The following is a 26,533-nucleotide window of genomic DNA, read 5'->3' on the forward strand; positions in this document are numbered from 1 at the left end:
GGCGCGGCCCGGAGGACGCGAAAAGCGCCGGACCCCTACGGGTACCGGCGCCTTGGACGCGGGTCGGGCTCAGGCGGTGCGCAGCCTCGACCGGGCGGCGCGTCGCTTGAGGGCGCGGCGCTCGTCCTCGCTCATGCCACCCCAGACCCCGTGGTCCTGACCGGCCTCGATCGCCCACTGCAGGCACTCCTCGCGGACGTCGCAGCGACGGCAGACCTGCTTGGCCTCCTCGATCTGCAGCAGGGCGGGGCCGGTGTTCCCGATCGGGAAGAACAGCTCCGGGTCCTCGTCCAGACAGGCCGCCTTGTGGCGCCAATCCATGCGAACTCCTTCATCTCAACGGTTCACGAACTGGTGTGTTCACGCGGGCGGCACGCCGATGTGTCAGACGTGTAACTGGTTCGCGTGACAACTGTGACAATTGAAGTGGTGCTGCACAAGGGCATACCCACGTCGGCTGGGTCACACTCAGGTGTCCTGCAGACCACCCGGCGGATCCGCCGAGCGCACTAGGATCAGCCCGGTGAGCACTGCCACAACGCGTCCGCCGCTGCCGTTGTTCCTCGCCGCCGCGGTGCTGGTGGTGGTCGGGGTGGGTGCCCTCGGTTTCGCCGTGGTCGAGCTGGTGCACCTGCGGGCGAACCGCTGGGTGGTGGCGGTCGGCACCACCGTGCTGATGGCCGGCTACGGCGTCTTCCTGCTGGCCGTCGCCAACGGGCTGCGCCGCGCCGCGCGCTGGTCGCGCGGGCCGGCGGTCGCGACCCAGCTGATCCAGGTGCCGGTGGCGTGGGGCTTCCTGGGCGGGCCCACCACCTGGGTGACGGTCGTCCTGGGTGGGCTGTCGCTGCTGGCGCTGGTCTGCCTGCTGCTGCCCACCAGCACCGTGGCGCTCGGAGCCGGCGGAGGCCTCAACGGCCCCGAGGGCCAGCACTAGTCACCGGACGCCCCGGGCCGACGGCTCAGGACGGGTCGGAGGGCTCCGGTCCGAGGTCCTCCAGCTCGCGGGCCGCTCGCTGCTCCAGCACCTGCTCCTCGCGGCGGACCCGGTCCAGGAAGGCCCTGGTGCGCGGCTCACGGGGGGAGCGCAGCACCTGCTCCGGGTCGCCCTCCTCGACCACCACGCCGGCGTCCATGAACACCACCCGGTCGGCGACCTCGCGGGCGAAGGACATCTCGTGGGTCACCACGATCATCGTCATCCCGCTGTCGGCCAGGTCGCGCATCACCGTCAGCACCTCACCCACCAGCTCGGGGTCGAGGGCGGAGGTGGGCTCGTCGAAGAGCATCAGCTCCGGCTCCATCGCCAGCGCCCGGGCGATCGCCACCCGCTGCTGCTGGCCGCCGGAGAGCTGGCTGGGGTAGTAGTCGGCGCGTTCGGCCAGCCCCACCAGCTCGAGCAGCCGCAGGCCCTGGCGTCGCGCCTCGGCCGGATTCATCCTCTTGACGTGCACCGGGGCCTCGACCACGTTCTCCAGCGCCGTCATGTGCGGGAACAGGTTGAACCGCTGGAACACCATCCCGATCCGGGCCCGCTGGCGGGCGATGTCGCGGTCCTTGCGCACGTGCAGCCGCCCGCCGCGCTCCTCGACGCCGAGGAGCTCGCCGTCCACCCAGATCCGCCCACCGGTGAGCCGCTCCATCTGGTTGATGAGGCGCAGGAAGGTGGTCTTGCCCGAACCGGACGGCCCGAGCAGGCAGACCACCTCACCGCGGTGCACCTCGAGGTCGATGCCGTCCAGCACCCGGGTGCTGCCGAACTCCTTGATCGCGTTGACCGCCCGGACCAGCGGAGGTCCGGCCGGCGTGCTCTGCGACGTCACTGCGCCCCCGATCCGTCCCCGGCCGCCGGCGCGACGACCGTCCGCTGCCGCGGGGTTGCGCTGGGGCTGACCCCGCGCCCGAACCGCCGCTCCACCCAGGCCTGGCCGACCATCAGCACGCTGCTCAGGGCCAGGTAGTACAGGGTCGCCCCGACCAGCACCGGGAAGGTCTGGAAGGTCCGCGAGCCGATCGACTGCATCTGGAAGAACAGCTCGGTGGTCAGCGGCAGCCCGGTCAGCAGCGAGGTGTCCTTGAGCATCGAGATCAGCTCGTTGCCCGTCGGCGGGATGATGACCCGCATCGCCTGCGGCAGGATGATCCGCCGCATCGCCAGCCCGGGGGACATGCCGAGGGCCTGCGCGGCCTCCACCTGGCCCCGGTCCACGCTGAGGATGCCCGAGCGGGCGATCTCGGCCATGTAGGCCGCCTCGGAGGAGGCCAGGGCCAGCACCGCGCCGAAGTAGCCGCCGAAGACGGCGTAGGCGTCCAGGGTGACGAAGCGCCAGTCGCCGCTGAGCCCGAGCGCGTCGATGATCAGCCAGTCGAAGGGGACGCCGAGGGAGATCCCCTCGGGGAACAACGCGCCCAGCACGCCCATGGTGACGATGAGCACGTAGCGGGGGATCGCCCGGAAGAACCAGGTGTAGACCCAGGAGACGCCGCGCAGCACCGGGTTCTCCGAGAGCCGCATCACCGCGAGCAGCACCCCGCCCAGCACGCCGAAGACCATGCCGAGCACGGTGGCGCCGAGGGTGCCGATGAGCAGCCCCCGGATCACCGGCTCCTGGATCATCGCCTCGAAGACGAAGGGCCAGTTGTAGATGGGGTTGGTCAGCAGCAGGTTGAGCAGCATCGCGGTCAGCACCGCGATCACCGCGACCGCCACCCAGCGCCAGGGATGGCGCACCGGGACGGCCTCGATCAGACCGGGACGCTCCTCGGCGTCCCCGGCCGGCGGGCGCGCCCGGTCCGGCTCACTCATCCCAGCCTCCGGGGTCAGGGCTGGACGGTGACGGTGTCGACGGCGCCGTCCTGGACGTTCCAGGCCTCCAGCGCGGCGGTGTAGCCGCCCTCGGCCTGCAGCTCGGTCAGCGCCTGGGCGATCGCCTCGGCGAACTCGCGCTCCTCGTTCGGCACCACGTAGCCGTAGGGGGCGGAGTCGTAGACCTCCCCGACCGTCTCCAGCTGGTCGCCGGTCTGCTGCACGGCGTAGGCGACCACGGGGGAGTCGGCCAGCATGGCGTCGGCCCGGCCGCCGGCCAGCGCGTTGGTGGCCTGGTCCTGGCCGTCGAAGGAGAGGATCTCCATCGGGTTGTCGCCGCAGGCCTCCTGCTTGGCCGGCAGGTCCTCCTCCTGCTGCACGGTGCCGGTCTGCACCGCCACCACCAGCCCGCACGGGTTCTCCGGGTCCACGCCCTCCGGGTTGCCTGCCGCGGTGGCCCACTGGGTGCCGGCCTCGAAGTAGCTGACCATCGTCACCTGGGAGGTGCGCTCCTCGTTGATGGTGAAGCTGGAGACGCCGATGTCGTACTTGCCGCCCTGGACGCCGGTGATGATGGTGTCGAAGGCGGAGGGCTGGTACTCCGCGCGGACGCCGAACTTGGCCGCCACCTGGTCGAACAGGTCGACGTCCATGCCGATCACGGTCTCGCCGTCGGCGTCGAGGAACTCGTTGGGGGCGTAGGAGGCGTCGGTGCCGACCCGGATCACGCCGGAGTCGGCGACGCTCTGCGGCAGCGCGGCCGCCAGCTCCTCGTTGACCGTCGTCTCCGGCGCGCTCGACCCGCCGTCGGGGGACGCACCGCCGGTCTCGGGGCTGAGCGAGTTGGAGCCGCACCCGGCCAGGGTCAGCGCCAGGACGCTCAGGGCGGAGAGGGCGATACGTCGGGTCTTCACGGGGGGCTCCTCGCTCGTTCGTTCACTGCTGCGTCGACATCCTGTCACCAACCCGGGCGCCGGCGCCCTTCGCGCCCGGCCACGCCACGGGATCGACACCGATCCGACACACGACGACCGGGGCCGGCCCCGCTAGCCTCGGTCGGTGCCCACCTTCCGTGCCGTGCCCAGCGACCAGCCACCCGCCTCCGGGCTGCTGGCGGCGATGCTCGCCGAGATGGCCGAGCTCTACGGCGACATCACCCGGCCGGGGATGCCGACCGCCACCGCCGCCGACTTCGCGCCCCCCGCCGGCGGCTTCCTCGTCGGCTTCGAGGACGAGGAGGCGGTGTGCTGCGGCGGGTTCAAGCCGCTGCCCGACGGCGCGTGCGAGATCAAGCGGATGTACGTGGTGCCCGCCGCGCGGGGCCGCGGGCTGGGGGCGGTGCTGCTGCACGCGCTGGAGGACGCCGCCCGCGCCGCCGGCTACCGGGTGGCCCGGCTCGACGCCGGACCCCGGCAACCGGGCGTGGCACGGATGTACCGGGCGCAGGGCTACCGCGACATCGCCAACTTCAACGGCAACCTGGTCGCCACCTACTTCGGGGAGAGGGACCTCACCGCCGGGGCGGTGTCAGACCCGGCCGGCGCCGGCTGAGGGCTGGGCGCTGAACCAGCGCGGCTGCGGGTGGCCCGCCGCGGTCTGGTCGGCGGCCACCGCGGCCCCGACCTCCTCGGCGCGTCCGTGCTCGACGAGGGCGATGATGCAGCCGCCGAAGCCGCCGCCGGTCATCCGGGCCCCCAGCGCACCGTGCGCCCGCGCCGAGGTCACCGCGTCGTCGACGGCCGGCACGGTGATCTCGTAGTCGTCGCGCATCGAGACGTGGGAGGCGTCCAGCAGCGGGGCCAGCCCGGCCACGTCGCCGGCCCGCAGCAGCTCCACCGCCCGCAGCACCCGGTCGTCCTCGGTCACCACGTGCCGCACCCGGCGCCGCAGCACCTCGTCCTCCAGCGCGGCCAGCGCCGCGTCCAGGTCGGTGACGTCGCGCAGCGCGGGCACCCCGAGCACGCGGGCCGCCGCCTCGCAGCTGGCCCGCCGCTCGCCGTACTCGCCGTCGACGTGGGAGTGCGCCACCGCGGTGTCCAGCACCAGCAGCTCCAGCCCGGCAGCCGCCAGGTCGAAGGGCACCTGCTCCACCTCGCCGCTGCGGCAGTCCATGAACAGCGCGTGCCCGGCCCGGCAGAGGGTGGAGGCGGCCTGGTCGAGCAGACCGGTCGGGGCGCCGACGTACTCGTTCTCGGCCCGCCGCGCCAGCCGGGCCCGCTCCAGCGGCTCGATCTCGAGGTCGTACAGGTCGGCCAGCGCCGCCAGCGTCACGCACTCCAGCGCCGCGGAGGAGGACAGACCGGCCCCGACCGGGACGTCGGAGCTGATGACGAGGTCCGCGCCACCCACCCGGTGGCCGGCCTCCCGCAGCACCCACACCACGCCGGCCAGGTAGGACTGCCAGCCCGGCGAGCCCTGGACGAGGTCGTCCACGCCCAGCTCGTGCTCCTCGTCGAGGTCGACCGAGACCAGCCGCCAGCGCTCGTCGTCACGCCGCCGCGCCGCCAGCAGGGCCCGCTGCGGCAGCGCGAACGGCATCACGAAGCCGTCGTTGTAGTCAGTGTGCTCACCGATGAGGTTGACCCGTCCGGGTGCGGCCCAGACGCCCTCGGGGGCCGTGCCGACCCGCTGGGTGAAGGCCTCCGACACGGTGGCGGGTGTCAGCGGGCGCGCCGCAGCGGTCTGCGTCACCGGGGACCTCCTCAGGCCTGCAACGCGGACTGGACCAGCGCGCGCTGCTCGGTCTCGTGCACCTTGGCCAGACCCACCGAGGGCGCGGCCGACGGCTTACGGGTGTACGGGGTCAGGGTGATCCGGCGCCCGTCGAGGTGCTCGGCCACCGCGTCGGCCAGGTGGTAGGACATGAACGGCCAGGCCCCCTGGTTCTCCGGCTCCTCCTGCACCCAGCGCACGTCGGTGACGTGGCCGTAGCGGCGTAGCTCGGCGGCGATCGACTCGGCGGGCAGCGGGTAGAGCTGCTCGACCGCGACGATCGCGACCTCGCCCTCGCGGCCGGCCTTCGCCCGCTGCTGGACGAGGTCCCAGCGGACCTTGCCCGAGCAGAGCACCAGCTGCTGGACCGCCGACGGGTCGGTGATGGTGGGGTCGCCCAGCACCCCGCGCCAGCCACCCTCGGTGAAGTCGGACGGGTCGGAGGTGGCGTGCTTGTTGCGCAGCATCGACTTGGGCGTCATCACCACCAGCGGGCGGTGGTGCTTGCTCAGCGCCTGGGTGCGCAGCAGGTGGAAGTAGCTCGCCGGGGTCGACGGCGCGGCCACGGTGATCGCGCCCTCGGCGGCCAGCTGCAGCCAGCGCTCCAGTCGCGCCGAGGAGTGGTCGGGGCCCTGGCCCTCGTAGCCGTGGGGGAGCAGCAGCACCACACCCGACTTCTGGGTCCACTTGGCCTCACCGGAGGAGATGAACTCGTCGGTGATCACCTGGGCACCGTTGACGAAGTCGCCGAACTGGGCCTCCCACAGCACCAGCGCCTCCGGACGGGCCACCGAGTAGCCGTACTCGAAGCCGACCGCGCCGAACTCGCTGAGCAGGGAGTCGAAGACGAAGAACTTGCCCTGGTCGTCGGTCATGTTGCGCAGCGGCACCCAGGAGTCGCCGGAGACCCGGTCGACCACCGCGGCGAACCGCTGGCTGAAGGTGCCGCGTCGACTGTCCTGGCCGCTGAGCCGCACCGGACGCCCCTCCAGCAGCAGCGAGCCGAAGGCGATGATCTCCCCGGTCGCCCAGTCGATCGGGCCGGCCGTGATCGCGCCGGCCCGGCGCTGCAGCTGCGGCAGCACCTTGGGGTGCACGGTGAAGTCGTCGGGCACGTTGGTGTACGCGTCGGCGACCTGCTTGAGCACCTCGGGGGTGACCGCGGTGGTCTTCGACCCCTCGGCCTTGCGCGGGTACTCCGGCACCCGGCGGTAGTCGGGGTCGGCCGACCTGTCCTCGCGGACCTCGGCGAAGACGCTCTCCAGCCGCTGCTGGAACCGCTTGAAGACCGCCTCGCCGTCCTCCACCGAGATGGTGCCGCGACCGATCAGCGCCTCGGTGTAGAGCTTGCGCACCGAGCGCTTGGCCTCGATCAGCTGGTACATCAGCGGCTGGGTGAAGCTCGGGTCGTCGCCCTCGTTGTGCCCGCGCCGGCGGTAGCAGATGACGTCGATGACCACGTCCTTGTTGAACTCCTGGCGGAACTCGAAGGCCAGCCGGGCCACCCGCACGCACGCCTCCGGGTCGTCCCCGTTGACGTGGAACACCGGGGCACCGACCGTCTTGGCCACGTCGGTGGCGTAGACCGAGGAGCGGGCCGCGGTGGGGGAGGTGGTGAAGCCGACCTGGTTGTTGACCACCACGTGCACGGTGCCGCCGGTGCGGTAGCCGCGCAGCTGGCTCATCTGCATGGTCTCGAAGACGACGCCCTGGCCGGCGAAGGCGGCGTCGCCGTGCAGCAGCACCGGCAGCACCGGGAACTCGTTGCCGCGGTCGAGGACGTCCTGCTTGGCCCGGGCGATGCCCTCCAGCACCGGGTTGACCGCCTCCAGGTGCGACGGGTTGGCCGCCACCGAGGTCTTGATCGTCTCCCCGTTCATCGCGCGGAACTCGCCCTCGGCACCCAGGTGGTACTTCACGTCGCCGGAGCCCTGCACGGTGCGCGGGTCGATGTTGCCGTCGAACTCCCGGAAGATCTGAGCGTAGGACTTGCCGACGATGTTGGCCAGCACGTTCAGCCGGCCGCGGTGCGGCATGCCGATGCAGACCTCGTCCAGACCGCTGTTCGCGGCCTGCTCGCACAGCTCGTCCAGGACCACGATGGTGGACTCGCCGCCCTCGAGGCTGAACCGCTTCTGCCCCACGAACTTCGTCTGCAGGAAGGTCTCGAAGATCTCGGCCTCGTTGAGCTTGTCGAGGATCCGCAGGTGCTCCTCGCGCGGCAGGTCGACGTGCGGACGCTCCACCCGCTGCTGGATCCACTCCCGCTGGGCGGGGTCGTAGATGTGCATGTACTCGATGCCGGTGGTGCGGCAGTAGGAGTCGCGCAGCACGCCGAGGATCTCGCGCATCTTCATCATCGGCTTCGCCCCGCCGAAGGAGCCGGTGGCGAACTCGCGGTCCAGGTCCCACAGCGTCAGGTCGTGGGTCTGGACGTCCAGGTCGAGGTGGTGGCGCTGGCGGTACTCCAGCGGGTCGGTGTCGGCCATCAGGTGCCCCGACATCCGGTAGGCCTGGATCATCTCGAAGATCTTGGCCTGCTTGGAGACCTGGTCCTCGTGGTGGCTCGACATGTCGGTGGCCCAGCGGATCGGGCTGTAGGGGATCCGCAGCGAGGCGAAGATCTCGTCGTAGAAGCCGTCGGCGCCGAGCAGCAGCTGGTGCATCCGGGCCAGGAACTCACCGCTCTGCGCGCCCTGGATGATCCGGTGGTCGTAGGTCGAGGTGAGGGTGAGCACCTTGGACACGCCGAGGTCGTTGAGCCGCTCGGGGTCGGCGCCCTCGAACTCCGGCGGGTACGCGATCGAGCCGACGCCGATGATGGCGCCCTGGCCCTGCATCAGCCGCGGCACCGAGTGGTTGGTGCCGATGGTGCCGGGGTTGGTCAGGGTGATGGTGGTGCCGGCGAAGTCCGACACCTCGAGCTTGCCGGCGCGGGCCTTCTGCACCAGCGACTCGTAGGCGGCCCAGAACTGGGCGAAGTTGAGCTCCTCGCAGCCCTTGATGCTGGGCACCAGCAGCTGGCGCTGACCGTTCTTGCCCGGCAGGTCGATGGCCAGGCCAAGGTTGATCTGCTCCGGCTCGACCAGGTTCGGCTTGCCGTCGACCACCTCGTAGGCGTTGTTCATCGCGGGCACGTCGGCCAGCGCCTTGACCAGGGCGTAGCCGAGGATGTGGGTGAACGACACCTTGCCGCCGCGGGCCCGGCGGAGGTGGTTGTTGATCACCACGCGCTGGTCGATGACCAGCTTCATCGGCAGCGAGCGGACGCTGGTGGCGGTCGGGACGCTCAGCGAGGCGTCCATGTTCTTGGCGGTGCGCATCGGGGCGCCCTTGAGCACGGTGCGCTTCGGCTCGCGCTGCTTGGACTCCGGGCGCACCAGCGGGTTCGGCGGGTCGGCCGGGACGGCGCCGTGGCTGCCGGTCTTGGCCGGACGGGTGTCCTTGACCTGGTTCGGACGCTCCACGGTGGCGCGACGCGTGCCCTCGGCGGGCGCGGCCTCGCGCGAGCCCTGCGGGGTGCTGCCGGTGGAGGAGGCGGCGGCCTGCTGGACCGGGGCCTTCTGGGCCGGGGCCTTCTCGGACGGCGCCTCCTGCGCCGGAGGCTTCTGCGCGGGCGCCTTCTGCGCGGGGGCGTCCTGCCGGGCGGAGGCGCGCTCGGGGGACGAGCCCGGGGACTGCTGGTTGCCTCGAGCGGAGCCGGCGGCGGCCTGACCGGTGCCGTTGGAGCTGGCGGCACCGTCGGACCCGTGCTCGGCGAAGTACTGCTGCCAGCTGGCGTCGACCGAGGTGGGGTCCTCACTCCACTTCTCGCGCATCATCTCCAGCAGCCAGTCGTTGGCTCCGAACTCGTCGGCTGGGTCCGTCGTGGATGGTTCAGTGGGTCCGGGCGCGGTGGCCACGATCGCCTTCTTCCGATGTCGAGCGAGTTGCGTCACGGTGTCGTCCGCACCGGGAGGTCGCGCCTCTCCGGCCCGGGAGCACCCTGTCGATGGTATCCGTACCCATCAGCAGAACTTCAGTCATACCAGTCGCTGTCTGGTCCGTGTCGGTGTGGCGGGACTCACGCCGTCACCGACCGCTCCGGCTCCGTCTCGGTGACCCTGCCGGTGAGCCGCCAGGCCAGCACCACGGCGGCCACGGTGAGGCCGAGCAGACCGACGTTGCGCAGCGCCAGCACGACCAGCGCGAGCGCCTGGGCGGGCCCTGGGCCGTCGTAGACCAGGGCGCCGTACATCACCGGGTAGACCAGGTGGGTCAACGCGGTCAGCACCAGCGTCGCGCCCGCGAACCACAGCACCGGACGCCGGTGCCGGCTCCCGGTGCCGGACGCCTCGGCCAGCATCACCGCCACCGGCCCACCGAGCCACAGCACGTACTGCGGGCTCAGCGTCTTGTTGGTGACGATCATCAGCGCGACCACCGCCGCCATCACCGTCGCGGCCGCGAGCCGGTCGGCCCGTCCGCTGCGCCACACCCGCCAGAACAGCACCGCCATCACCGCCAGCCCGGCCACCATCGACAGGTTGGCCGCGGTGGTCCAGGCACCGACCTGGGGGCCGAACACCTCGAAGGCCTGGTAGCGGGAGTAGCCGACGGTGTAGGTCTCGGGCGAGGTGCCGTGCAGCACCATCAGCACGGTCGCCCACACCGACTCGACCTGCAGGCCGCGGTCGGACTGCCAGGTCAGGGGGGAGACCAAGCGGTCCCAGCCGCCGGCGACCAGGCTGACCAGGGCCAGCGCCACCCCGGTGCCCGCGAAACCGGCCAGCGTCCGCCACCGCCGGTCGCCGCCGAGCAGGGCGGGCACCAGCAGCGCCGGCCACAGCTTGATCGCGGCGCCCGCGGCCACCAGCCCGCCCGCGGTCGCCGGTCGACGTGTCGACCACAGCAGGGCGACCCCGGCCAGCACCGCGGGGACCATGTCGAAGCGGAGCAGCGCCAGCGGCCCGAGCAGCGGCACGAAGGCCAGCCAGAACAGCAGGGCGGTGGCCGGCGCGCCGGACCGGTGCAGCCTGCGGGTCAACCAGGCGTCCAGCGCCAGCATCGCGGCGACGAAGGCGACCAGGAACCCGGCCTGGGTGCCGGCACCAGCCAGCCAGGGCACGGCCATCAGCGCCACCACCGGGGTGGGGTACTCGACCAGCGTCCCGGCCACCCCCGCCTCGCCCAGCGCGGCGAGCTTGCCGTGGTAGTAGAGGACGTCGCCGGTGGCGATCCGCTCGAACAGCCCCCACACCGCGAGCACCAGCAGACGGGTGAGCAGCCAGCTCAGCCAGACCCCGCCGGTCGGGATGGTGACGTCGCCGCGCCTGGTCGGCTCGGCAGTGGTCATCGGGTCCTTCGGCGGTGGACGGGTCGGCTGTCACGGCGCGAGGCCGCCGCGCGTAGCGCGCGACGGGCATCTGCGCCCCCGGAAGGATTCGAACCTTCGCACCCGCCTCCGGAGGGCGGCGCTCTATCCCCTGAGCTACGGGGGCCCGGCGCTGAGATCAGCATCGGATCCGTCGTACGGACCCGCGGGCGCCGGCGACGACATTAGCACCCGATCGTCGGGATCGCCCACTCGACGTCCGGCGGGTCCAGCGGGCGGTTCCCGGGGTGCGGGCTTGCGGGAGTCGGCCACAGTGGTCGCCATGACGCACACGCACGTGGCCGGCTCGATCCACGCCGACGCCGCCGCCGGGGCACCGCACTGGCTGCGGGTGCCGCAGGAGGTCAACGCCCTCGTCCCGCAGCTGTGGAGCCGCACCACCCGCCGCGCCGAGGACGGCCGGCTCGAGGTGGGCGGGCTCGCCGTCGCGGACGCCGTGGCCGAGGTCGGCACCCCGGTCTACCTGCTGGACGAGGTCGACCTGCGGGCCCGGGCCAGGGAGTTCGCCGAGGCCTTCGACGGGTGGCGCGTCTACTACGCCGGCAAGTCCTTCCTCTGCACCGCGGTCGCCCGCTGGGTGGCCGAGGAGGGGCTCGGGGTCGACGTCTGCACCGGGGGTGAGCTCGCGGTCGCGCTGCGGGCCGGCGTCGACCCCGCGGTGATCGGGCTGCACGGCAACAACAAGTCGACCGCCGAGCTGGAGGCCGCCCTGGACGCCGGCATCGGGCGGATCATCGTCGACTCCGGCCACGAGATCGACCGGCTCGAGCGGCTCACCCGCGAGCGCGGCACGACCGCCCGGGTGATGGTGCGCGTCACCACCGGCATCGAGGCCCACACCCACGAGTACATCGCCACCGCCCACGAGGACCAGAAGTTCGGCTTCTCGATCGCCTCGGGCCAGGCGATGGCCGCGCTGCTGCGCTGCCACGAGTCCGACACCCTGGAGCTGCTCGGCATCCACTCCCACATCGGCTCGCAGATCTTCGACACCCAGGGCTTCGAGATGGCCGCCCGCCGGATCCTGGGTCTGCACGCCGACGTCCGGGACACGACCGGGGCGGAGATGCCCGAGATGGACCTCGGCGGCGGCTTCGGCATCGCCTACACCACCCTGGACACCCCCTCCTCGCCCGCGGAGCTGGCCGGCTCGCTGCGGCGCATCGTCGAGCACGAGTGTCGGGCCCTCGGCGTGACCGTGCCCGCGCTGTCGATCGAGCCGGGACGGGCCATCAGCGGCCCGTCGACGATGGCGGTCTACGAGGTCGGCACGGTCAAGCCGGTCGTGGTCGACCAGGGCGTCGAGCGGCTCTACGTCGCCGTGGACGGCGGGATGAGCGACAACATCCGCCCCGCCCTGTACGCCGCCGAGTACTCCGCCACGGTGGCCAACCGGGCCTCCGACGCCGACCCGCGGCTGGGCCGGGTGGTCGGCAAGCACTGCGAGGGCGGCGACATCCTCGTCCGCGACGAGTTCCTCCCCGCCGACATCGCTCCCGGTGACCTGGTCGCCGTGCCGGCCTCGGGTGCCTACTCCCGCTCCATGGCGAGCAACTACAACCACGTGCCCCGCCCGCCGGTGGTGTCGGTCCGCGACGGCCGGCTGCGCACGCTGGTGCGCCGGGAGACCCTCGACGACATCCTCGCCCTCGACGCCGGCTGACCGTCTTCCACCCACCGGCCCGTCTTCCACCCACCGGCTCTGGGACGCTCCCGTACCAACCAGCCGGCCCACACACGAAGCCGGCGGGGCGGGTGTGCCCACATGGTGAAGATCCTCAGGCTGACGTCGGGTCAGCCGACACAATCTGGCGTGATGCCGCGCGCCACGCCCGAGTACACGAACGAGGACCACTGATGACCGCTGTCGACGACCGACCCGAGAGGCCCCTGCGGGTCGCCCTGCTCGGGTGCGGCACCGTGGGGGCCGAGGTGGCCAAGCTGCTGACGCACTCGGCCGACGACCTCGAGCAGCGGATCGGGCGGCGGGTCGAGCTGGCCGGCATCGCGGTCCGCCGGCTCAACCGGGAACGTCCGGGGATCGATCCCGCGCTGCTGACCACCGACGCGCTCGAGCTGGTGCAGCGTCCCGACATCGACCTGGTGGTCGAGGTGATCGGCGGGATCGAGCCGGCCCGCACGTTGATCCTCACCGCGCTGGAGCGCGGGGCTGCGGTGGTGACGGCGAACAAGGCGCTGCTGGCCGAGGACGGGGCGACCCTGTTCGCCGCGGCCGAGGCGGCTGGCACCGACCTCTACTTCGAGGCGGCGGTGGCCGGCGCCATCCCGATCATCCGGCCGCTGCGCGAGTCGCTGGTCGGCGACGAGATCACCTCGGTGATGGGCATCGTCAACGGCACCACGAACTTCATCCTCGACCGGATGCACACCGAGGGTGTGGGCTTCTCCGAGACGCTGACGCTGGCCCAGGAGCTCGGCTACGCCGAGGCCGACCCGACCGCCGATGTCGAGGGCTTCGACGCCGCCGCGAAGGCCGCGATCCTGGCCAGCCTGGCCTTCCACAGCCGGGTCCGTGCCGAGGACGTCCACCGTGAGGGCATCACCGAGGTCACCCGGGCCGACGTCGCCACCGCCGAGGCGATGGACTCGGTGATCAAGCTGCTGGCCATCTGCACCCTCACCGACGACCCCGAGCCGCGGGTCTCCATCCGCGTGCACCCGGCGATGATCCCCAGCAGCCACCCGCTGGCCTCGGTCGGCGGTGCCTACAACGCGGTCTTCGTGGAGTCGCGCTCGGCCGGTCGGCTGATGTTCTACGGCCCCGGCGCCGGCGGCAGCCCGACCGCCTCGGCGGTGATGGGCGACCTCGTCACGGTGGCGCGCAACCGGGTCCGCGGCGCGGCCGGGCCGGGGGAGTCCAGCTACGCCCAGCGCCAGGTCGCCCCGATCGGCGACGTCGTCACCCGCTACCACGTCAGCCTGTCGGTGGCCGACGTCACCGGGGTGCTGGCCAGCGTCGCGCACGCCTTCGCCGAGCACGGGGTGTCGCTGCAGATCGTCCGGCAGGAGGGGGTCGGCCCGAACGCGACCGGGCCGACCGGCGACGCGGGCAGCGCCCGCCTGGTGATCGTCACCCACGACGCCCGGGACGCCGACCTGTCGGCCACCGTCGAGACGTTGCGTTCGCTGCCGGAGGTGCACGAGGTGATCAGTGTGATGCGGGTCGAGGGGGATCGCGCATGAGCGCCGTGCCGAGCACCGCCGGGCTGATCGAGCGCTACCGCGAGTGGTTGCCGATCGGCGCCGACGACCCGGTCGTCTCGCTGGGGGAGGGCAGCACCCCGCTGGTGCACGCGCCGCGGCTGTCGGACCGGGTCTCCGGCGAGGTCTGGGTGAAGGTGGAGGGGGCCAACCCCACCGGCTCGTTCAAGGACCGCGGGATGACCGTCGCGGTCAGCCGGGCCGCCGCCGAGGGCGCGCAGGCCGTCGTCTGCGCCTCCACCGGCAACACCTCAGCCTCCGCCGCGGCCTACGCCGTCCGGGCCGGGATGCGTCCGGTGGTGCTGCTGCCGGCGGGACGGATCGCCAAGGGCAAGCTGGCCCAGGCCGTCGTCTACGGCGCCGAGATCGTCCAGGTCGACGGCAACTTCGACGACTGCCTCACCGTCGCCCGCAAGCTCGCCGAGCACTACCCGGTCGCGCTGGTGAACTCGGTCAACCCCGACCGCATCGAGGGCCAGAAGACCGCCGCCTTCGAGGTGGTCGACGTCCTCGGCGACGCCCCCGACCTGCACCTGCTGCCGGTCGGCAACGCCGGGAACGTGTCGGCCTACTGGCGCGGCTACCGCCAGTACGCCGAGCAGGGGCTGAGCAGCCGCACCCCGCGGATGTGGGGCTTCCAGGCCGCTGGTGCCGCCCCGCTGGTCCTCGGGCACCCGGTGGCCGAGCCCGACACCGTCGCCACCGCCATCCGGATCGGCAACCCCGCCTCGGCCGAGCTGGCCACCGCCGCCCGCGACGAGTCCGGTGGCCGGTTCGAGGCCGTCACCGACGAGGAGATCCTCGACGCCCAGGCCCTGCTCGCCGCCACCGAGGGCATCTTCGTCGAACCGGCCTCGGCCTCCGGCGTGGCGGGGCTGCTCAAGCTGCACGCCGCCGGTGAGGTCGCCCCCGGCCAGCGGATCGTCATCACCGTGACCGGCAACGGGCTCAAGGACATCGACACCGCCCTCTCCCGGCACACCCTGGAGACCACCACGGTGCCGGCCGACGTCGTCTCGGTGGCCGACCGGCTCGGGCTGGAGGGGTGACCCGCCGGGTCGAGCCCGGACGCCGCGTCGCGGTCCGGGTGCCCGCCAGCAGTGCCAACCTCGGGCCGGGCTTCGACAGCCTCGGCCTCGCCCTCGACCTGGTCGACGAGGTCGAGGTCACCGTGCTGCAGGACGGCTGCGAGATCGTGGTCGAGGGTGAGGGTGCCGACTCCGTCCCGCGCGACCGCACGCACCTCGTGGTCGCCACGCTGCTGGACGCCCTGACCGGCTGGGACGTCGAGCTGCCCGGGCTGCGGCTGTCCGCCCGCAACGTCATCCCGCACGGACGCGGGCTCGGCTCGTCCTCGGCCGCGCTGGTGGCTGGCCTGCTGGCCGCCTGGGGGCTCGCCCACCCGGACGTCCCGGTGGACCGGGACTGGCTGCTGCAGCGCTCGAACGCGCTGGAGGGCCACGCCGACAACGTGGCGGCCGCCATCTGCGGGGGGCTGGTGCTCACCTGGTCCGATGCCCCGGGCGGACGGGCCAGCGTGTGCCGCGGTCGCCTCGTCGAGGGTCTGCGGACGCTCGCGCTGGTGCCCCGCTCGGTGGTGCTGACCGAGCACGCCCGGCGGGTGCTGCCGACGGAGGTGGCTCACCGCGACGCCGCCGCCAACACCGGACGGGCCGCGTTGCTGGTGCACGCGCTGGCATGCGACCCGGACCTGCTGCTGCCCGCCACCCGCGACTGGCTGCACCAGGACGCCCGGGCCGGGCTGATGCCCGAGGCCGACCGGCTGCGACGGGCGCTGCGCGAGGCCGGCTTCGCCGCCGTCGTCTCCGGGGCCGGGCCCACCGTCCTCGTGCTGGCCGGCGAGCAGCACCACGAGCCGCTGCGGCAGTGGCTGGCAGGCGCTGCGGGGCGTGAGCTGACCGGGGGGTTCGCCGCGCTGCCGCTGGCCGTCGGCGGCGGTGCCGTCCTCGAGGTCGATCCCGTCGGGTGAACCCGGCGCGCCGCGGCGTCGGAGTAGGTGGTTGCTTCGCCTCGGTGCTACCGTGGTCGGTGTTCGGACGGGCGACGTCCCTCGGTCCTCATCGAGACACGTCGACACCGAGCAGCACCTCCCACGTCAGGTGCGACGCCGACCAGGGTCGGCGGCATCACCACCTCAGATGCCTCCCCGAGGCCTGTGCGTCGGATGCAGGACGTGACGGCTCATCAGCAGCACTGGCTCGCCGTGCGGCGAGCCCCTCGATGCCCACCCGGGCACCGGGAGCTCGACGGCCCCTCCTGTGGGTCGCGAGACCCGCGTCGAAAGGACACCAGTGACCGACACCACCGACACTGCCCCCAGCACGTCCAGCGAGCGACAGAGCGGTCGCCGTCGCGGGAACGGTCTGGAGGGCATGTTGCTGCCCGAGCTCAAGCAGCTCGCGTCGTCCCTCGGCCTCAAGGGGACCGGCAGCATGCGCAAGGGCGCCCTGATCGAGGCCATCAAGGCCCAGCAGACCGGCGGTTCCGCCGCCGCGTCGGGCACCCGCACCCGGGCCCCGCGCGCCGGGGCCGAGGAGGCCCCCAGCACCGTCACCGCGCCGGAGACGACCCGTCCCGAGGCGCCGCAGACGTCGAAGAACGGCTCGGGCCGATCGGGCGGTCGGGCCGGGCGCGCCCGCACCCAGCCCAGCGAAGAGGCCGCGCAGCCGACCGTCGAGGCGGCCAGCAACGGCGGCGACGCCGAGCCGGGCCAGCGTCGGGAGCGGCGCGGACGCCGCCGTGACAGCAGCGGCGACCCCGACCTGGTCGCCGAGGTCGGCGCCTCGCTCGAGCGCGACTTCGGTCGCGTCGCCGGCGGCTCGGAGGAGCGGCAGAACGGCTCGGAGCAGCGCAGCGGCGGCAACGGCCGCGAGGAGCGCGACGACCGTCCGCAGGCCCGCGAGGACCGGCGCGACGAGCGCCAGACCCGCGACGACCGTCAGACCCGGGACGACCGCCAGGCCCGCGACGACCGCCAGACCCGCGACGACCGCCAGACCCGTGACGACCGCCAGACCCGTGACGACCGGCGTGACGACGAGGAGGGCGGCGGCCGCCGGGGCCGGCGTCGCCGCAACCGGGACCGGCAGAACCGCCGGCGCGGCGCCAGCGGCGGCGGCGAGCGCTTCGAGGCCGAGCCCGTGATCACCGAGGACGACGTCCTCGTCGACGTCAGCGGCATCCTCGACGTCCTCGACAACTACGGCTTCGTGCGTCGCACCGGCTACCTGCCCGGCACCAACGACGCCTACGTGCCGATGTCGGTGGTGCGCAAGCACGGTCTGCGCAAGGGCGACGTCATCACCGGGGCGATCAAGGCGCAGAAGGAGGGGGACCGCAAGGAGAAGTACAACCCGCTGGTCCGCCTCGACACCGTCAACGGCGCCGACCCCGAGCAGGCGCGCAACCGTCCGGAGTTCTCCAAGCTCACCCCCCTGTACCCGCAGGAGCGGCTCCGCCTGGAGACCACCGCGACCAACATGACCAACCGGATCATCGACCTGGTGGCGCCGATCGGCAAGGGCCAGCGCGGGCTGATCGTGTCCCCGCCGAAGGCCGGCAAGACGCTGGTGATGCAGTCCATCGCCAACGCCATCACCGCCAACAACCCTGAGATCCACCTGATGGTGGTGCTGGTCGACGAGCGCCCCGAGGAGGTCACCGACTTCCAGCGCACCGTCAACGGCGAGGTGATCGCCTCGACCTTCGACCGTCCGGCCAGTGACCACACCATCGTCGCCGAGCTCGCGATCGAGCGGGCGAAGCGGTTGGTGGAGCTGGGGCACGACGTGGTGGTGCTGCTCGACGGCATCACCCGGCTCGGTCGCGCCTACAACCTGGCCGCCCCCGCCTCGGGGCGCATCCTCTCCGGTGGTGTGGACTCCGCGGCGCTGTTCCCGCCCAAGCGGTTCTTCGGCGCGGCGCGCAACATCGAGGACGGCGGCTCGCTGACCATCCTCGCGACCGCGCTGATCGAGACCGGCTCGAAGATGGACGAGGTGATCTTCGAGGAGTTCAAGGGCACCGGCAACATGGAGCTGCGGCTGCGCCGGGAGTTCGCCGACAAGCGGATCTACCCGGCGGTGGACGTGGACGCCTCCAGCACCCGCCGCGAGGAGCTGCTGATGAGCCGGGAGGAGCTGCAGATCATCTGGAAGCTGCGGCGCGTGCTCTCCGGGCTGGACGGGCAGCAGGCGCTGGAGATGCTGCTCAACCGGATGCGCAAGACGCAGACCAACACCGAGTTCCTGATGGTCATCTCCAAGACGACGCCGGCGCGACCGGGCGAGGAGTGACCGGGCAGGAATAGTTGCCTGGCGCGCGACGCTGAGGCATGATGACCCGCTGGTGCCGGTTCACCACCCTGACCCCAGGCTGGACCCGGTGCCCGATGACGAGGAGATCACGATGAAGGCTGGCATCCACCCGACCTACGTGGAGACCCAGGTGAGCTGCACCTGCGGCAACACGTTCACCACCCGCAGCACGTCCGAGTCCGGCACCATCCGTGCCGAGGTCTGCTCGGCGTGCCACCCGTTCTACACCGGCAAGCAGAAGATCCTCGACACCGGCGGCCGCGTCGCCCGGTTCGAGAAGCGCTACGCCAAGAACAAGAAGTGACCTCGCCCGCTCAGCCCGTGCGCTGAGCGTGGCCAGACCGACGGCGCCGGGCCCTGCCTGGCGCCGTCGTCGTCTCCGCGGACGGACAGGGAGGGGAGGAGCCCGGTGAGCGAGGAGTTCGCCTCGGCCGACGGCCTGCGCGCCGAGTTCGCCGAGCTGGAGCGCCAGCTGGCCCAGCCCGACGTGCACGCTGACGCCGCCCGGGTGCGCCGGATCGGACGGCGCTACGCCGAGCTGACCCCGATCGTCTCCGCGCTCACCGAGCTGGACGTGCTGGACGCCGACCTCGCCGCCGCGCGCGAGCTGGCCACGGAGGACACCACCTTCGCCGCCGAGGCCGAGCAGCTGGAGCAGCGACGCGGACGGCTCACCGAGCGCCTGGTGCTGCTGCTCGCCCCCCGCGACCCCAACGACTCCTCCGACGCGCTGATCGAGATCAAGTCCGGCGAGGGCGGGGAGGAGTCGGCGCTGTTCGCCGGCGACCTGCTCCGGATGTACACCCGCTACGCCGAGACCCAGGGCTGGAAGACCGAGGTGCTCGACGCCCAGGAGACCGACCTCGGCGGCTACCGCACGCTCACCGTCGCGGTGAAGGCCGGCGGTGCGGGGGCACCGGAGCGGATGCCGTACGCCCGGCTCAAGTTCGAGGGCGGGGTGCACCGGGTGCAACGCGTCCCGGTGACGGAGTCGCAGGGACGCATCCACACCTCCGCCGCCGGGGTGCTGGTGATGCCGGAGGTGGAGGAGACCGAGGTCGAGATCGCCGACGGCGACCTGCGCATCGACGTGTTCCGCTCCTCCGGACCGGGCGGCCAGGGCGTCAACACCACCGACTCCGCGGTGCGGATCACCCACCTGCCCACCGGTGTCGTCGTCTCCTGCCAGAACGAGCGCTCCCAGCTGCAGAACCGCGAGCAGGCGATGCGGATGCTGCGGGCCCGGCTGGCCGCGCTGGCCGCCGAGCAGGCCGCCAGCGAGGCCTCGGCCGCCCGCCGCTCGCAGGTGCGCACCGTCGACCGCGCCGAGCGGATCCGCACCTACAACTTCCCCGAGAACCGCTTCGCCGACCACCGGATCGGGTTCAAGTCCCACGACCTCGACCAGGTGCTGGCCGGCGGGCTCGACCCGGTCATCACCGCGCTGCAGGCCGCCGAGGTCGCCGAGCGGCTGGCCGCCCGGTGAGCGCGGCCCCGCTGGCAGGACCGGCCGGGCTGCAGCAGCAGCTGCGCGCCGCCGCGGTCGAGCTGGCGGCTGCCGGCTGCCCCGCCCCCGCGGCCGAGGCCCGGGTGCTGGCCTGCCACCTGCTCGGGCTCGACCCCGGCCAGCTGGTGCTGGCCCCGGCGATGACGCCGGAGGTGCACGAGCGCTACCGCGAGCTGCTGCGCCGACGCGCCGGAGGGGCGCCGGTGCAGCACCTCACCGGCGAGGCGTGGTTCCGCCACGTCCGGCTGGAGGTCGGCCCCGGCGTGTTCGTGCCGCGCCCGGAGACCGAGGTGGTGGTGGGCTGGGCGGTGCAGCAGCTGGCCGGCGCGCCGGCACCGCTGGTGGTCGACCTGTGCACCGGCTCCGGCGCGATCGCCAAGGCGCTGGCCGACGAGCTGCCACGGGCGCGGGTGCACGCCGTGGAGCTGTCCGAGGAGGCGCTGGCCTACGCCGAGCGGAACCTGGCCGGCACCGGCGTCGCCCTGCACGCCGGCGACCTCGCCGACGCGCTGCCCGAGCTCGACGGCACCGTCGACCTGGTGGTCAGCAACCCGCCCTACATCCCGCTGGAGGCGTGGGAGTCGGTGGCCGCCGAGGTGCGCGACCACGACCCGGAGCTGGCGCTGTTCTCCGGCCTGGACGGGCTGGACGCGATGCGCACGCTCTCGGCGACGGCCCGGCGCCTGCTGCGGCCGGGCGGGCTGCTCGCCGCCGAGCACGCCGAGGTGCAGGAGCACAGCGTGGTGGAGCTGTTCGTGGCCGACGGGTGGCAGCAGGTGCGCGACCACCGCGACCTCAACGGACGTCCCCGTTTCGTCACCGCGACCCGCGGCTGAGGCCGTCCGCGCCCGTCCGCCGGGAGGGCGTCAGCGACCGCGGTCGCTGGAGCGCGGGGTGCGCACGGGCGGCACCATCTCGCGTGCACCCGGTCGTGACGTGCCCCCGGTGGAGGTGGCCGCCACGGCGCCGGCGTGCGCCGGTGACCGGGGGAACGACATCGAGCGCAGGTCGTCGGTCCGTCCGGCACGGGACGGGTCGCGGCGTGCGGCGTCCGAGGCCGGGCTCGTCGGCACGTGCTGGTGGGTCTCGAAGGTGTGGTGCAGGTGCTCACGGCGGGGCGGCGTGGTGGAGGTGTCGAGGAAGGGCATCGGCTGGCGCGAGCCGCCGAGGTGGACGCCGTTCTGCTCCATCAGGGCCCGGTCCAGGCCAAGCCGCTGCAGGTCGAGGGCGAACGGGACCTCGGCCACGCCGGGCTGCGGCGGGTACATCGCCCGGTGGTACTGCACCGTGACGCCGACCGCGTACGCGCCGTAGTAGTTGGCGTAGTCGGAGTTGCCGTGGTGGCCCAGCCGCGTCTCGGCGGCGGGCCGGTCGACGTAGTTCTGCGCCATGCCCTCGATGTTGGCCGGGGTGAGCTCCGCGGTGAGGTCGGGGCCGAGGGACAGGTTCGGACGCACGTGGTAGCCGGTCAGCACGTCGCCCTCGACGACGTCGCGGGTCCGCCCGTTGGAGGCGGCGACGGTCGCCAGCGAGGGCTGCGGCCGACCGGCCTCGGCGGCCGCGCTGGTGTGGTGGCTGACCAGTGCGTTCCACCCGGCGAGGTTGGCGCTGGCCTCGTCCCAGCGCTGGGCCTGCATGAGGGTGGCGACCGGTGTCGTGTAGTCGAGCGAGCCGCTGCTCGCCTGCTGGTGCAGGTCGGTGGGGAAGCGGGTGTCGGCGTCCTCGACCGCGGCCCGGTTGAGCGCGTGCTGGACCTCGTGACCCATCACGAAGACACACTCGTAGCGGTCCTCCAGCTGGCTGAGCGGGACGCTGATGTGGCGGGTGGACGGGTCGTAGGTGCCTCCGGCGTTGACGTCGGCCGGTTGCACGGTGAAGCCGCGCAGCTCGTCGGCGGCGACCGCCTGGTTGAGCTGGCGCACGAGCGCGGGAGAGCTCTCGACGTGCCGACGCAGGGCCGCCGCACGGTCGGCGCCGGCCCCGGGTCGGGCGGCGAACCGCTCGAACAGCGCACGCGACCCGTCCGACAGGCGGGGTCGGGCCTCATCCGGTGGCAACGCCGCTCACCCTGATCTCGGTGATCCGCTCGGGCAGCTCCGGCGACGTCCCACCGCTCGTCTCGACGCGGACCTGCAGCGGGCCGCGGACGAACCGGTAGCCGGCCCGGGCCCCGTGGGAGCCGTGGCTGCGCTGCTGGCTGAAGCCGGCGGCCAGCAGCGGCGTCGCCAGCCGTCCGACCTCGGTGCCGGCGACCTCGCCGTCGGGACGGTCGGCGACCACCTGCAGCAGGAGCAGGCGTCCGGACGGCGCCTGCTCGTGCAGTGCGACACCGCAGCGGTGGTGCGCATCGAGCCGGGCGGCGAAGACGGTCTGGTCGGCGTCCTGCCGGGCGACCCGGAGCCGCAGGGTCGCAGCGATCCGCTCGGCGGTGAGGTCGTCCATGCTCCTCACCTCCAGGAGCAGCTCCAGCAACCGGTCCAGCACGACGTCGGCCGGCACGGTCGCCAGCGGAGGCTGCTCCGCGGGTCGTCCGTCGTCGGGGGAGGTCACGGCGTCACCCTACGGTGACCGGGGTCCGGCACCCGGATGGGTCAGTACAGCTTCTCGGCGTAGGACGGGCCGTAGTACTGCTGGAGCTCGCCCAGGTCGTCCTGCGGGCGGTAGAGCTCCTTGCTGATCTCGGCCACGCTGGGGAGCACGTCGGGGGTCCACGTGTCGGGTTGCCAGAGACCCGAGCGGAGGAAGGCTTTCGCGCAGTGGTGGAAGACCTCCTCGACGGTGATCTCCACCGCGAGCACCGGACGCCGCCCGCGCACCGCCATGGCGTCGAACCAGGGGGCGTCGCGGACCAGCCGGGCCCGGCCGTTGACCCGCAGGGTGTCGCCGCGTCCGGGCACGAAGGACAGCAGCCCCACGTGCGGGTTGACCAGCACGTTGCGGTAGCCGTCCACCCGTCGGTTGCCGGGACGCTCGGCGACCGCGACGTGGCCCTCGTCGATGACGTGCACCAACGAGCCGGCCGGGTCGCCCTTGGGGCTGGCGTCGCAGCGGCCCTCGGCGTCGGCGGTGGCGAGCACGCAGAAGGGGGAGACCGCCAGCCAGCGGCGGTCCAGCTCGACCAGCCGGGGGCGGACCTTGTCCCGCACGTGCGGCAGCGGGTGGCCCACGACCTCCTCCAGCTCGGCGAGCGAGTCCACGGTCTGGACGTCGCCGGTTCGCCCGCCGTCGGCGGGGGCGTCGGGGACGAGGTCGTCGCTGCTCCTCATGGCGTTCATCCTCCCATGCCGGTCCGCCGCCTCTGGCAGGATGGCCGGGTGAGCGAGGAGCAGGGCTGGCAGCACTTCATGTGCAGCGACGACGAGCTGTACCAGGGCGCCGCAGCCGCGCAGACCGCCGTCGAGGCGGGGGAGTGCGTGGTGATCCCCACCGACACCGTCTACGGGATCGGCGCCGACCCGTTCTCACCGGAGGCGGTGCAGCGGTTGCTGGACGCCAAGGGCCGGGGGCGCGACATGCCGCCCCCGGTGCTGGTCAGCGAGCCGGCGGTGAGCCGCGCCCTGGCCACCCGGGTGCCCCGGCAGGCCGAGCAGCTGATGGAGACCCACTGGCCCGGCCCGCTGACGCTCATCCTCACCGCCCAGCCGAGCCTGCGGATGGACCTCGGCGACACCGAGGGCACGATCGCCCTGCGGGTGCCTGACTCCGAGGCTGCCCGGGTGGTGCTGCGGCGCACCGGTCCGCTGGCGGTGAGCAGCGCCAACAAGACCGGTCAGCCGCCGGCGGTCGACGTGCACGACGCGATCGACCAGCTGGGTGACCTGGTCAGCGTCTACCTCGACGACGGTCCGACGCCCGGCCCGCAGCCGTCCACCATCGTCGACTTCACCACCAACGACTCCGGCGTCGTGGTGCGCGAAGGGGTGCTGAGCCTGGAGGAGCTGCAGGCCACCGTCCCGCAGCTGACGCTGAGCCCGGAGCTCGCCGCGGTCCGCGAGGCCGCGGCGGAGGAGACCGCCGGGGAGGACACCGACGAGGCAGAGGCGACGGACGTCCTCGAGGACGGCGCCCCCACCACCGCGACCGAGGACGTCGCCGAGGACGCACCGGCCACGGACACCACCGCGACGGCCGACGGTGCGACGGCGACGGACACGCCCGGCCCTGAGGACGTACTGGTCCCCGACGACGCGGGGGAGACCGTCAGCAGCGTCACCGACGACGGCTCCGTCGTGGTCGTCGACGAGGACGCTGCCGAGCACGGGGTGACGGTCGTGGCCGACGTGCCCGACGGTGCCGGCGCGGCGGATGCGCCCGCCGACGACCGGGCGGAGCCCACCGGGGCCGACCCGGTGCCCGCCGACGACCCGGGTCCTGCCCCCGCCTCCGCCCAGCTCGACCCGGCGGCCGAGGAGGGCGAGACGATCCCCGGCGACGAGGACGTGGACCGGCGTGACGTCGTCGACCAGGTCCTGGCCGGTGGAGAGCCGGCAGACCCGCCGGCCCCCGCGCCGGACGAACGCCGCTGAGGACGTCCCGCCGTGCGTGAGTACCTGCTGGTGATGCTGGTCGCCGCCGGTGGCACCTACCTGGTCAGCGGGCTGTGCCGACGGCTGGCGCTGCGCTGGGGTGCGGTCGCCCGGGTCCGCGACCGCGACGTGCACGTGGTGCCGATCCCGTACTTCGGCGGCGTGGCGATGCTGGTCGGGATCGCGGCGGCGATCCTGGTGGCGTCCCGGCTGCCGTTCCTGGGCAGCCAGCCGCTGGTCACCCACGACGCCGCCTACGTGCTGCTCGCGGCGGTCGTGATCTGCGTCGTCGGGGTGCTGGACGACCTGTACGACATGTCGGCGCTGGTCAAGCTCGCCGGGCAGGTGCTGGCCGCGGGGATCGTCGTGGTCAACGGCGTGCGGATGATGTGGATCCCGCTGCCGAACCGGATCATCTCACTCGACGACATCACCTCGATCGCCATCACCGTCTTCTTCATCGTGCTCTGCACCAACGCGGTGAACTTCGTCGACGGGCTGGACGGCCTGGCCACCGGCGTGGTCGCCATCGGCGCGATGGCCTTCTTCACCTTCTGCTACGTGCTCACCCGCGAGCAGGACCTCTCCCGTGCCACCACCTCGGCCCTCATCGCGGTCGCCCTGGTGGGCGCCTGCCTCGGGTTCCTGCCGCACAACTGGTTCCCCGCCCAGATGTTCATGGGCGACTCCGGCTCGATGCTGCTCGGGCTGATGCTCGCCACCTCGGCGATCAGCCTGACCGGGCAGTTCGGGCTGCCGCAGATCCAGCCCGGCACCGAGGGCGGTGGGGTGCTGCCCGCCTACCTGCCGCTCGTGCTCCCGGTGGCGATCCTCGCGCTACCGCTGCTCGACGTGGTGCTCGCCTGGACCCGGCGCACCATCGCCGGGCGCTGGTGGTTCGTGGCCGACAAGCAGCACCTGCACCACCAGCTGCTGCGCCGCGGGCACTCCCACCGCGGCGCCGTCGCGCTGCTCTACCTGTGGTCGGCGCTGATCTCCTTCGGCGTGATCGCGATCGGGCTGTCCCGCAGCTGGGTGGTGATGGCCGGGGTGGCGGTGCTGGCCGTGGTGGCCGTCGTCCTCACCCTCAGCCGCCCGCTGGACCGCGCCACCGAGCACCCGCAGGTCCCCGCCCGGCGGGGCTGACCGCGCGTTTCGGCCGCACCCGGGCCCTTGTGCTAGTTTTCACAAGCGCCCCGAGCCGGGCCGCACCCTGGCCGCAGACGAGGATCTCGACCACCATGACGACCATGAGCATCGACGCCCGCGGGGAGTCCCCCGCAGACGCCGGTCAGGCGGTCGTGCTCGCCGAGCGGGCACGCCGGCTGCTGGTCGGTGGCGTGATCGGCTGCCACGCGCTGGCCCTGCCCGCGGTGCTCGTCTGGGCCGTGGTGGACGGGGCCCGCGGGCTGCTGTCGGCCCTCGTCGGGCTCGCCCTCGTGCTGGTCTTCGACACGATCGGCCAGGCCGTCCAGATCCGCTTCGCCGGTGCCGCGCCGCGGGTCCTGATGCGCGCCTCGCTGCTCTCCTTCGGTCTGCGCGCCTCGGTCCTCGGTCTCCTCGTCGTCGGGTGGTCCAACCTCCCGGCGGAGTCGGTGGCCCGGGTCAACGCGATGGCGCTGGCCGTGACGGGTGGTCTGTCGGTCGTCGGCTGGCTCGTCGGAGTCGTCCTGACCTACCGCCGGCTGCGGATTCCCATCTACGACGAGCCGTCGGATAGGGTCTACGACAACGTGTCGGAGAACGCCTCGGAAGGGGGTCGACCAGCATGACCGATCGGATCTCCGCTGATAGGGTCCTCACCGGTGCGGACCGCTCCCGGGCCGACAACGCCGCCGGTGAACGGGAGGGCTACCGAGCCCTCTCCTACGTCATCGCAGGGCCCCTGGCCTACGGCGGTCTCGGCTGGGTCGGCGACCACTTCCTCGGCACGCAGTTCCTGCTGCCGCTGGGGCTCGTCCTGGGCCTCGGGCTGTCGGTGTACATGATCGTCAAGCGTTACGGAGCCGTTCGGTGAACGGTCGACGCAGAGAGGAGCTCGCGTGGGCGGCC

At 72.9% G+C, this 26,533-nt stretch carries 24 protein-coding genes and 1 tRNA gene; 14 read left to right on the forward strand and 11 right to left on the reverse strand.

Annotated elements, in window-relative coordinates:
* Positions 1-69: 69 nt before the first annotated feature.
* Complete coding sequence (locus DT076_RS00600) at positions 70-321, reverse strand: WhiB family transcriptional regulator (RefSeq protein WP_114124722.1); 252 nt, start codon at positions 319-321, stop codon at positions 70-72.
* Between the two features lie 202 nt (positions 322-523).
* Between DT076_RS00600 and DT076_RS00605 the strand changes: the two genes are divergently transcribed.
* Entirely contained in the window at positions 524-934 is a 411-nt protein-coding gene (locus tag DT076_RS00605) for a hypothetical protein (RefSeq protein WP_147264020.1), read from the forward strand.
* Between the two features lie 25 nt (positions 935-959).
* Here the strand turns inward: DT076_RS00605 and DT076_RS00610 are convergent, their stop codons facing one another.
* Genes DT076_RS00610 through DT076_RS00620 form a run of 3 tightly spaced genes read right to left on the reverse strand, consistent with a single transcriptional unit; the run spans position 960 to position 3,717 of the window.
* Positions 960-1,820 (reverse strand): amino acid ABC transporter ATP-binding protein, encoded by an 861-nt coding sequence (locus DT076_RS00610; RefSeq protein ID WP_407642693.1) that lies wholly within the window; start codon positions 1,818-1,820, stop codon positions 960-962.
* Positions 1,817-2,803, reverse strand: coding sequence for an amino acid ABC transporter permease (locus tag DT076_RS00615; RefSeq protein WP_114124725.1), 987 nt, complete (start codon positions 2,801-2,803; stop codon positions 1,817-1,819). The genes DT076_RS00610 and DT076_RS00615 overlap by 4 nt, the downstream gene beginning before the upstream one ends.
* Before the next feature lie 14 nt (positions 2,804-2,817).
* Positions 2,818-3,717 carry an ABC transporter substrate-binding protein gene (locus tag DT076_RS00620; protein ID WP_114124726.1) on the reverse strand — a complete coding sequence of 300 codons (900 nt, stop codon included), beginning with the start codon at positions 3,715-3,717 and terminating at the stop codon, positions 2,818-2,820.
* 145 nt (positions 3,718-3,862) lie between these two features.
* Between DT076_RS00620 and DT076_RS00625 the strand changes: the two genes are divergently transcribed.
* Positions 3,863-4,354, forward strand: a complete 492-nt coding sequence (locus DT076_RS00625) for a GNAT family N-acetyltransferase (protein ID WP_233493547.1) — start codon at positions 3,863-3,865, stop codon at positions 4,352-4,354.
* On the opposite strand, the gene galK is transcribed toward DT076_RS00625, so the two are convergent.
* The 4 genes from galK to DT076_RS00645 form a co-directional block, all read right to left on the reverse strand.
* On the reverse strand, positions 4,331-5,494 hold the full coding sequence (gene galK / locus DT076_RS00630; RefSeq protein WP_233493548.1) for a galactokinase: 1,164 nt from the start codon (positions 5,492-5,494) through the stop codon (positions 4,331-4,333). The two genes, DT076_RS00625 and galK, sit on opposite strands and share 24 nt — an antisense overlap.
* An 11-nt stretch (positions 5,495-5,505) precedes the next feature.
* Positions 5,506-9,417 (reverse strand): multifunctional oxoglutarate decarboxylase/oxoglutarate dehydrogenase thiamine pyrophosphate-binding subunit/dihydrolipoyllysine-residue succinyltransferase subunit, encoded by a 3,912-nt coding sequence (locus tag DT076_RS00635; RefSeq protein ID WP_114124727.1) that lies wholly within the window; start codon positions 9,415-9,417, stop codon positions 5,506-5,508.
* A gap of 161 nt (positions 9,418-9,578) precedes the next feature.
* Positions 9,579-10,850 (reverse strand): glycosyltransferase family 87 protein, encoded by a 1,272-nt coding sequence (locus tag DT076_RS00640; protein WP_114124728.1) that lies wholly within the window; start codon positions 10,848-10,850, stop codon positions 9,579-9,581.
* A 73-nt stretch (positions 10,851-10,923) separates the two neighbouring features.
* Positions 10,924-10,995 (reverse strand) — tRNA-Arg (locus DT076_RS00645).
* A gap of 156 nt (positions 10,996-11,151) precedes the next feature.
* Between DT076_RS00645 and lysA the strand changes: the two genes are divergently transcribed.
* From lysA to prmC, 8 genes are all read left to right on the forward strand, one after another.
* Positions 11,152-12,552, forward strand: a complete 1,401-nt coding sequence (gene lysA, locus DT076_RS00650; RefSeq protein WP_114124729.1) for a diaminopimelate decarboxylase — start codon at positions 11,152-11,154, stop codon at positions 12,550-12,552.
* Between the two features lie 191 nt (positions 12,553-12,743).
* Positions 12,744-14,093: a homoserine dehydrogenase gene (locus DT076_RS00655; RefSeq protein WP_407642697.1), complete on the forward strand. Its 1,350-nt coding sequence runs from the start codon at positions 12,744-12,746 to the stop codon at positions 14,091-14,093.
* Positions 14,090-15,160: a threonine synthase gene (thrC, locus tag DT076_RS00660; RefSeq protein WP_114124731.1), complete on the forward strand. Its 1,071-nt coding sequence runs from the start codon at positions 14,090-14,092 to the stop codon at positions 15,158-15,160. Before DT076_RS00655 ends, thrC begins: the two co-directional genes overlap by 4 nt.
* Entirely contained in the window at positions 15,157-16,101 is a 945-nt protein-coding gene (thrB, locus tag DT076_RS00665) for a homoserine kinase (RefSeq protein WP_114124732.1), read from the forward strand. Before thrC ends, thrB begins: the two co-directional genes overlap by 4 nt.
* Before the next feature lie 403 nt (positions 16,102-16,504).
* On the forward strand, positions 16,505-18,427 hold the full coding sequence (gene rho, locus DT076_RS00670; RefSeq protein ID WP_233493549.1) for a transcription termination factor Rho: 1,923 nt from the start codon (positions 16,505-16,507) through the stop codon (positions 18,425-18,427).
* Between the two features lie 112 nt (positions 18,428-18,539).
* Entirely contained in the window at positions 18,540-18,752 is a 213-nt protein-coding gene (rpmE, locus tag DT076_RS00675; RefSeq protein WP_114125172.1) for a 50S ribosomal protein L31, read from the forward strand.
* Between the two features lie 105 nt (positions 18,753-18,857).
* Positions 18,858-19,934: a peptide chain release factor 1 gene (gene prfA / locus DT076_RS00680; protein WP_114124734.1), complete on the forward strand. Its 1,077-nt coding sequence runs from the start codon at positions 18,858-18,860 to the stop codon at positions 19,932-19,934.
* Entirely contained in the window at positions 19,931-20,791 is an 861-nt protein-coding gene (gene prmC, locus DT076_RS00685) for a peptide chain release factor N(5)-glutamine methyltransferase (RefSeq protein ID WP_233493550.1), read from the forward strand. The genes prfA and prmC overlap by 4 nt, the downstream gene beginning before the upstream one ends.
* Positions 20,792-20,821: 30 nt before the next feature.
* Here the strand turns inward: prmC and DT076_RS00690 are convergent, their stop codons facing one another.
* Genes DT076_RS00690 through DT076_RS00700 form a run of 3 tightly spaced genes read right to left on the reverse strand, consistent with a single transcriptional unit; the run spans position 20,822 to position 23,221 of the window.
* The gene (locus DT076_RS00690) at positions 20,822-22,012 is read right to left on the reverse strand and encodes a hypothetical protein (protein ID WP_114124735.1); all 1,191 of its coding nucleotides are present in this window, start codon (positions 22,010-22,012) and stop codon (positions 20,822-20,824) included.
* Positions 21,999-22,505, reverse strand: a complete 507-nt coding sequence (locus DT076_RS00695; RefSeq protein WP_114124736.1) for a hypothetical protein — start codon at positions 22,503-22,505, stop codon at positions 21,999-22,001. The genes DT076_RS00690 and DT076_RS00695 overlap by 14 nt, the downstream gene beginning before the upstream one ends.
* Before the next feature lie 41 nt (positions 22,506-22,546).
* Positions 22,547-23,221, reverse strand: coding sequence for a pyridoxamine 5'-phosphate oxidase family protein (locus DT076_RS00700; protein WP_114124737.1), 675 nt, complete (start codon positions 23,219-23,221; stop codon positions 22,547-22,549).
* 48 nt (positions 23,222-23,269) lie between these two features.
* Between DT076_RS00700 and DT076_RS00705 the strand changes: the two genes are divergently transcribed.
* From DT076_RS00705 to DT076_RS00720, 4 genes are all read left to right on the forward strand, one after another.
* The gene (locus DT076_RS00705; protein ID WP_233493551.1) at positions 23,270-24,481 is read left to right on the forward strand and encodes an L-threonylcarbamoyladenylate synthase; all 1,212 of its coding nucleotides are present in this window, start codon (positions 23,270-23,272) and stop codon (positions 24,479-24,481) included.
* 12 nt (positions 24,482-24,493) lie between these two features.
* Positions 24,494-25,627, forward strand: coding sequence for an MraY family glycosyltransferase (locus DT076_RS00710; RefSeq protein WP_114124738.1), 1,134 nt, complete (start codon positions 24,494-24,496; stop codon positions 25,625-25,627).
* Between the two features lie 104 nt (positions 25,628-25,731).
* Positions 25,732-26,253 (forward strand): hypothetical protein, encoded by a 522-nt coding sequence (locus DT076_RS00715; RefSeq protein ID WP_158548004.1) that lies wholly within the window; start codon positions 25,732-25,734, stop codon positions 26,251-26,253.
* Positions 26,250-26,498, forward strand: a complete 249-nt coding sequence (locus tag DT076_RS00720) for a hypothetical protein (RefSeq protein WP_114124740.1) — start codon at positions 26,250-26,252, stop codon at positions 26,496-26,498. Before DT076_RS00715 ends, DT076_RS00720 begins: the two co-directional genes overlap by 4 nt.
* The last annotated feature ends 35 nt before the right edge of the window (positions 26,499-26,533 follow it).

Source organism: Desertihabitans brevis, from assembly GCF_003327535.1.
Classification (GTDB): domain Bacteria; phylum Actinomycetota; class Actinomycetes; order Propionibacteriales; family Propionibacteriaceae; genus Desertihabitans; species Desertihabitans brevis.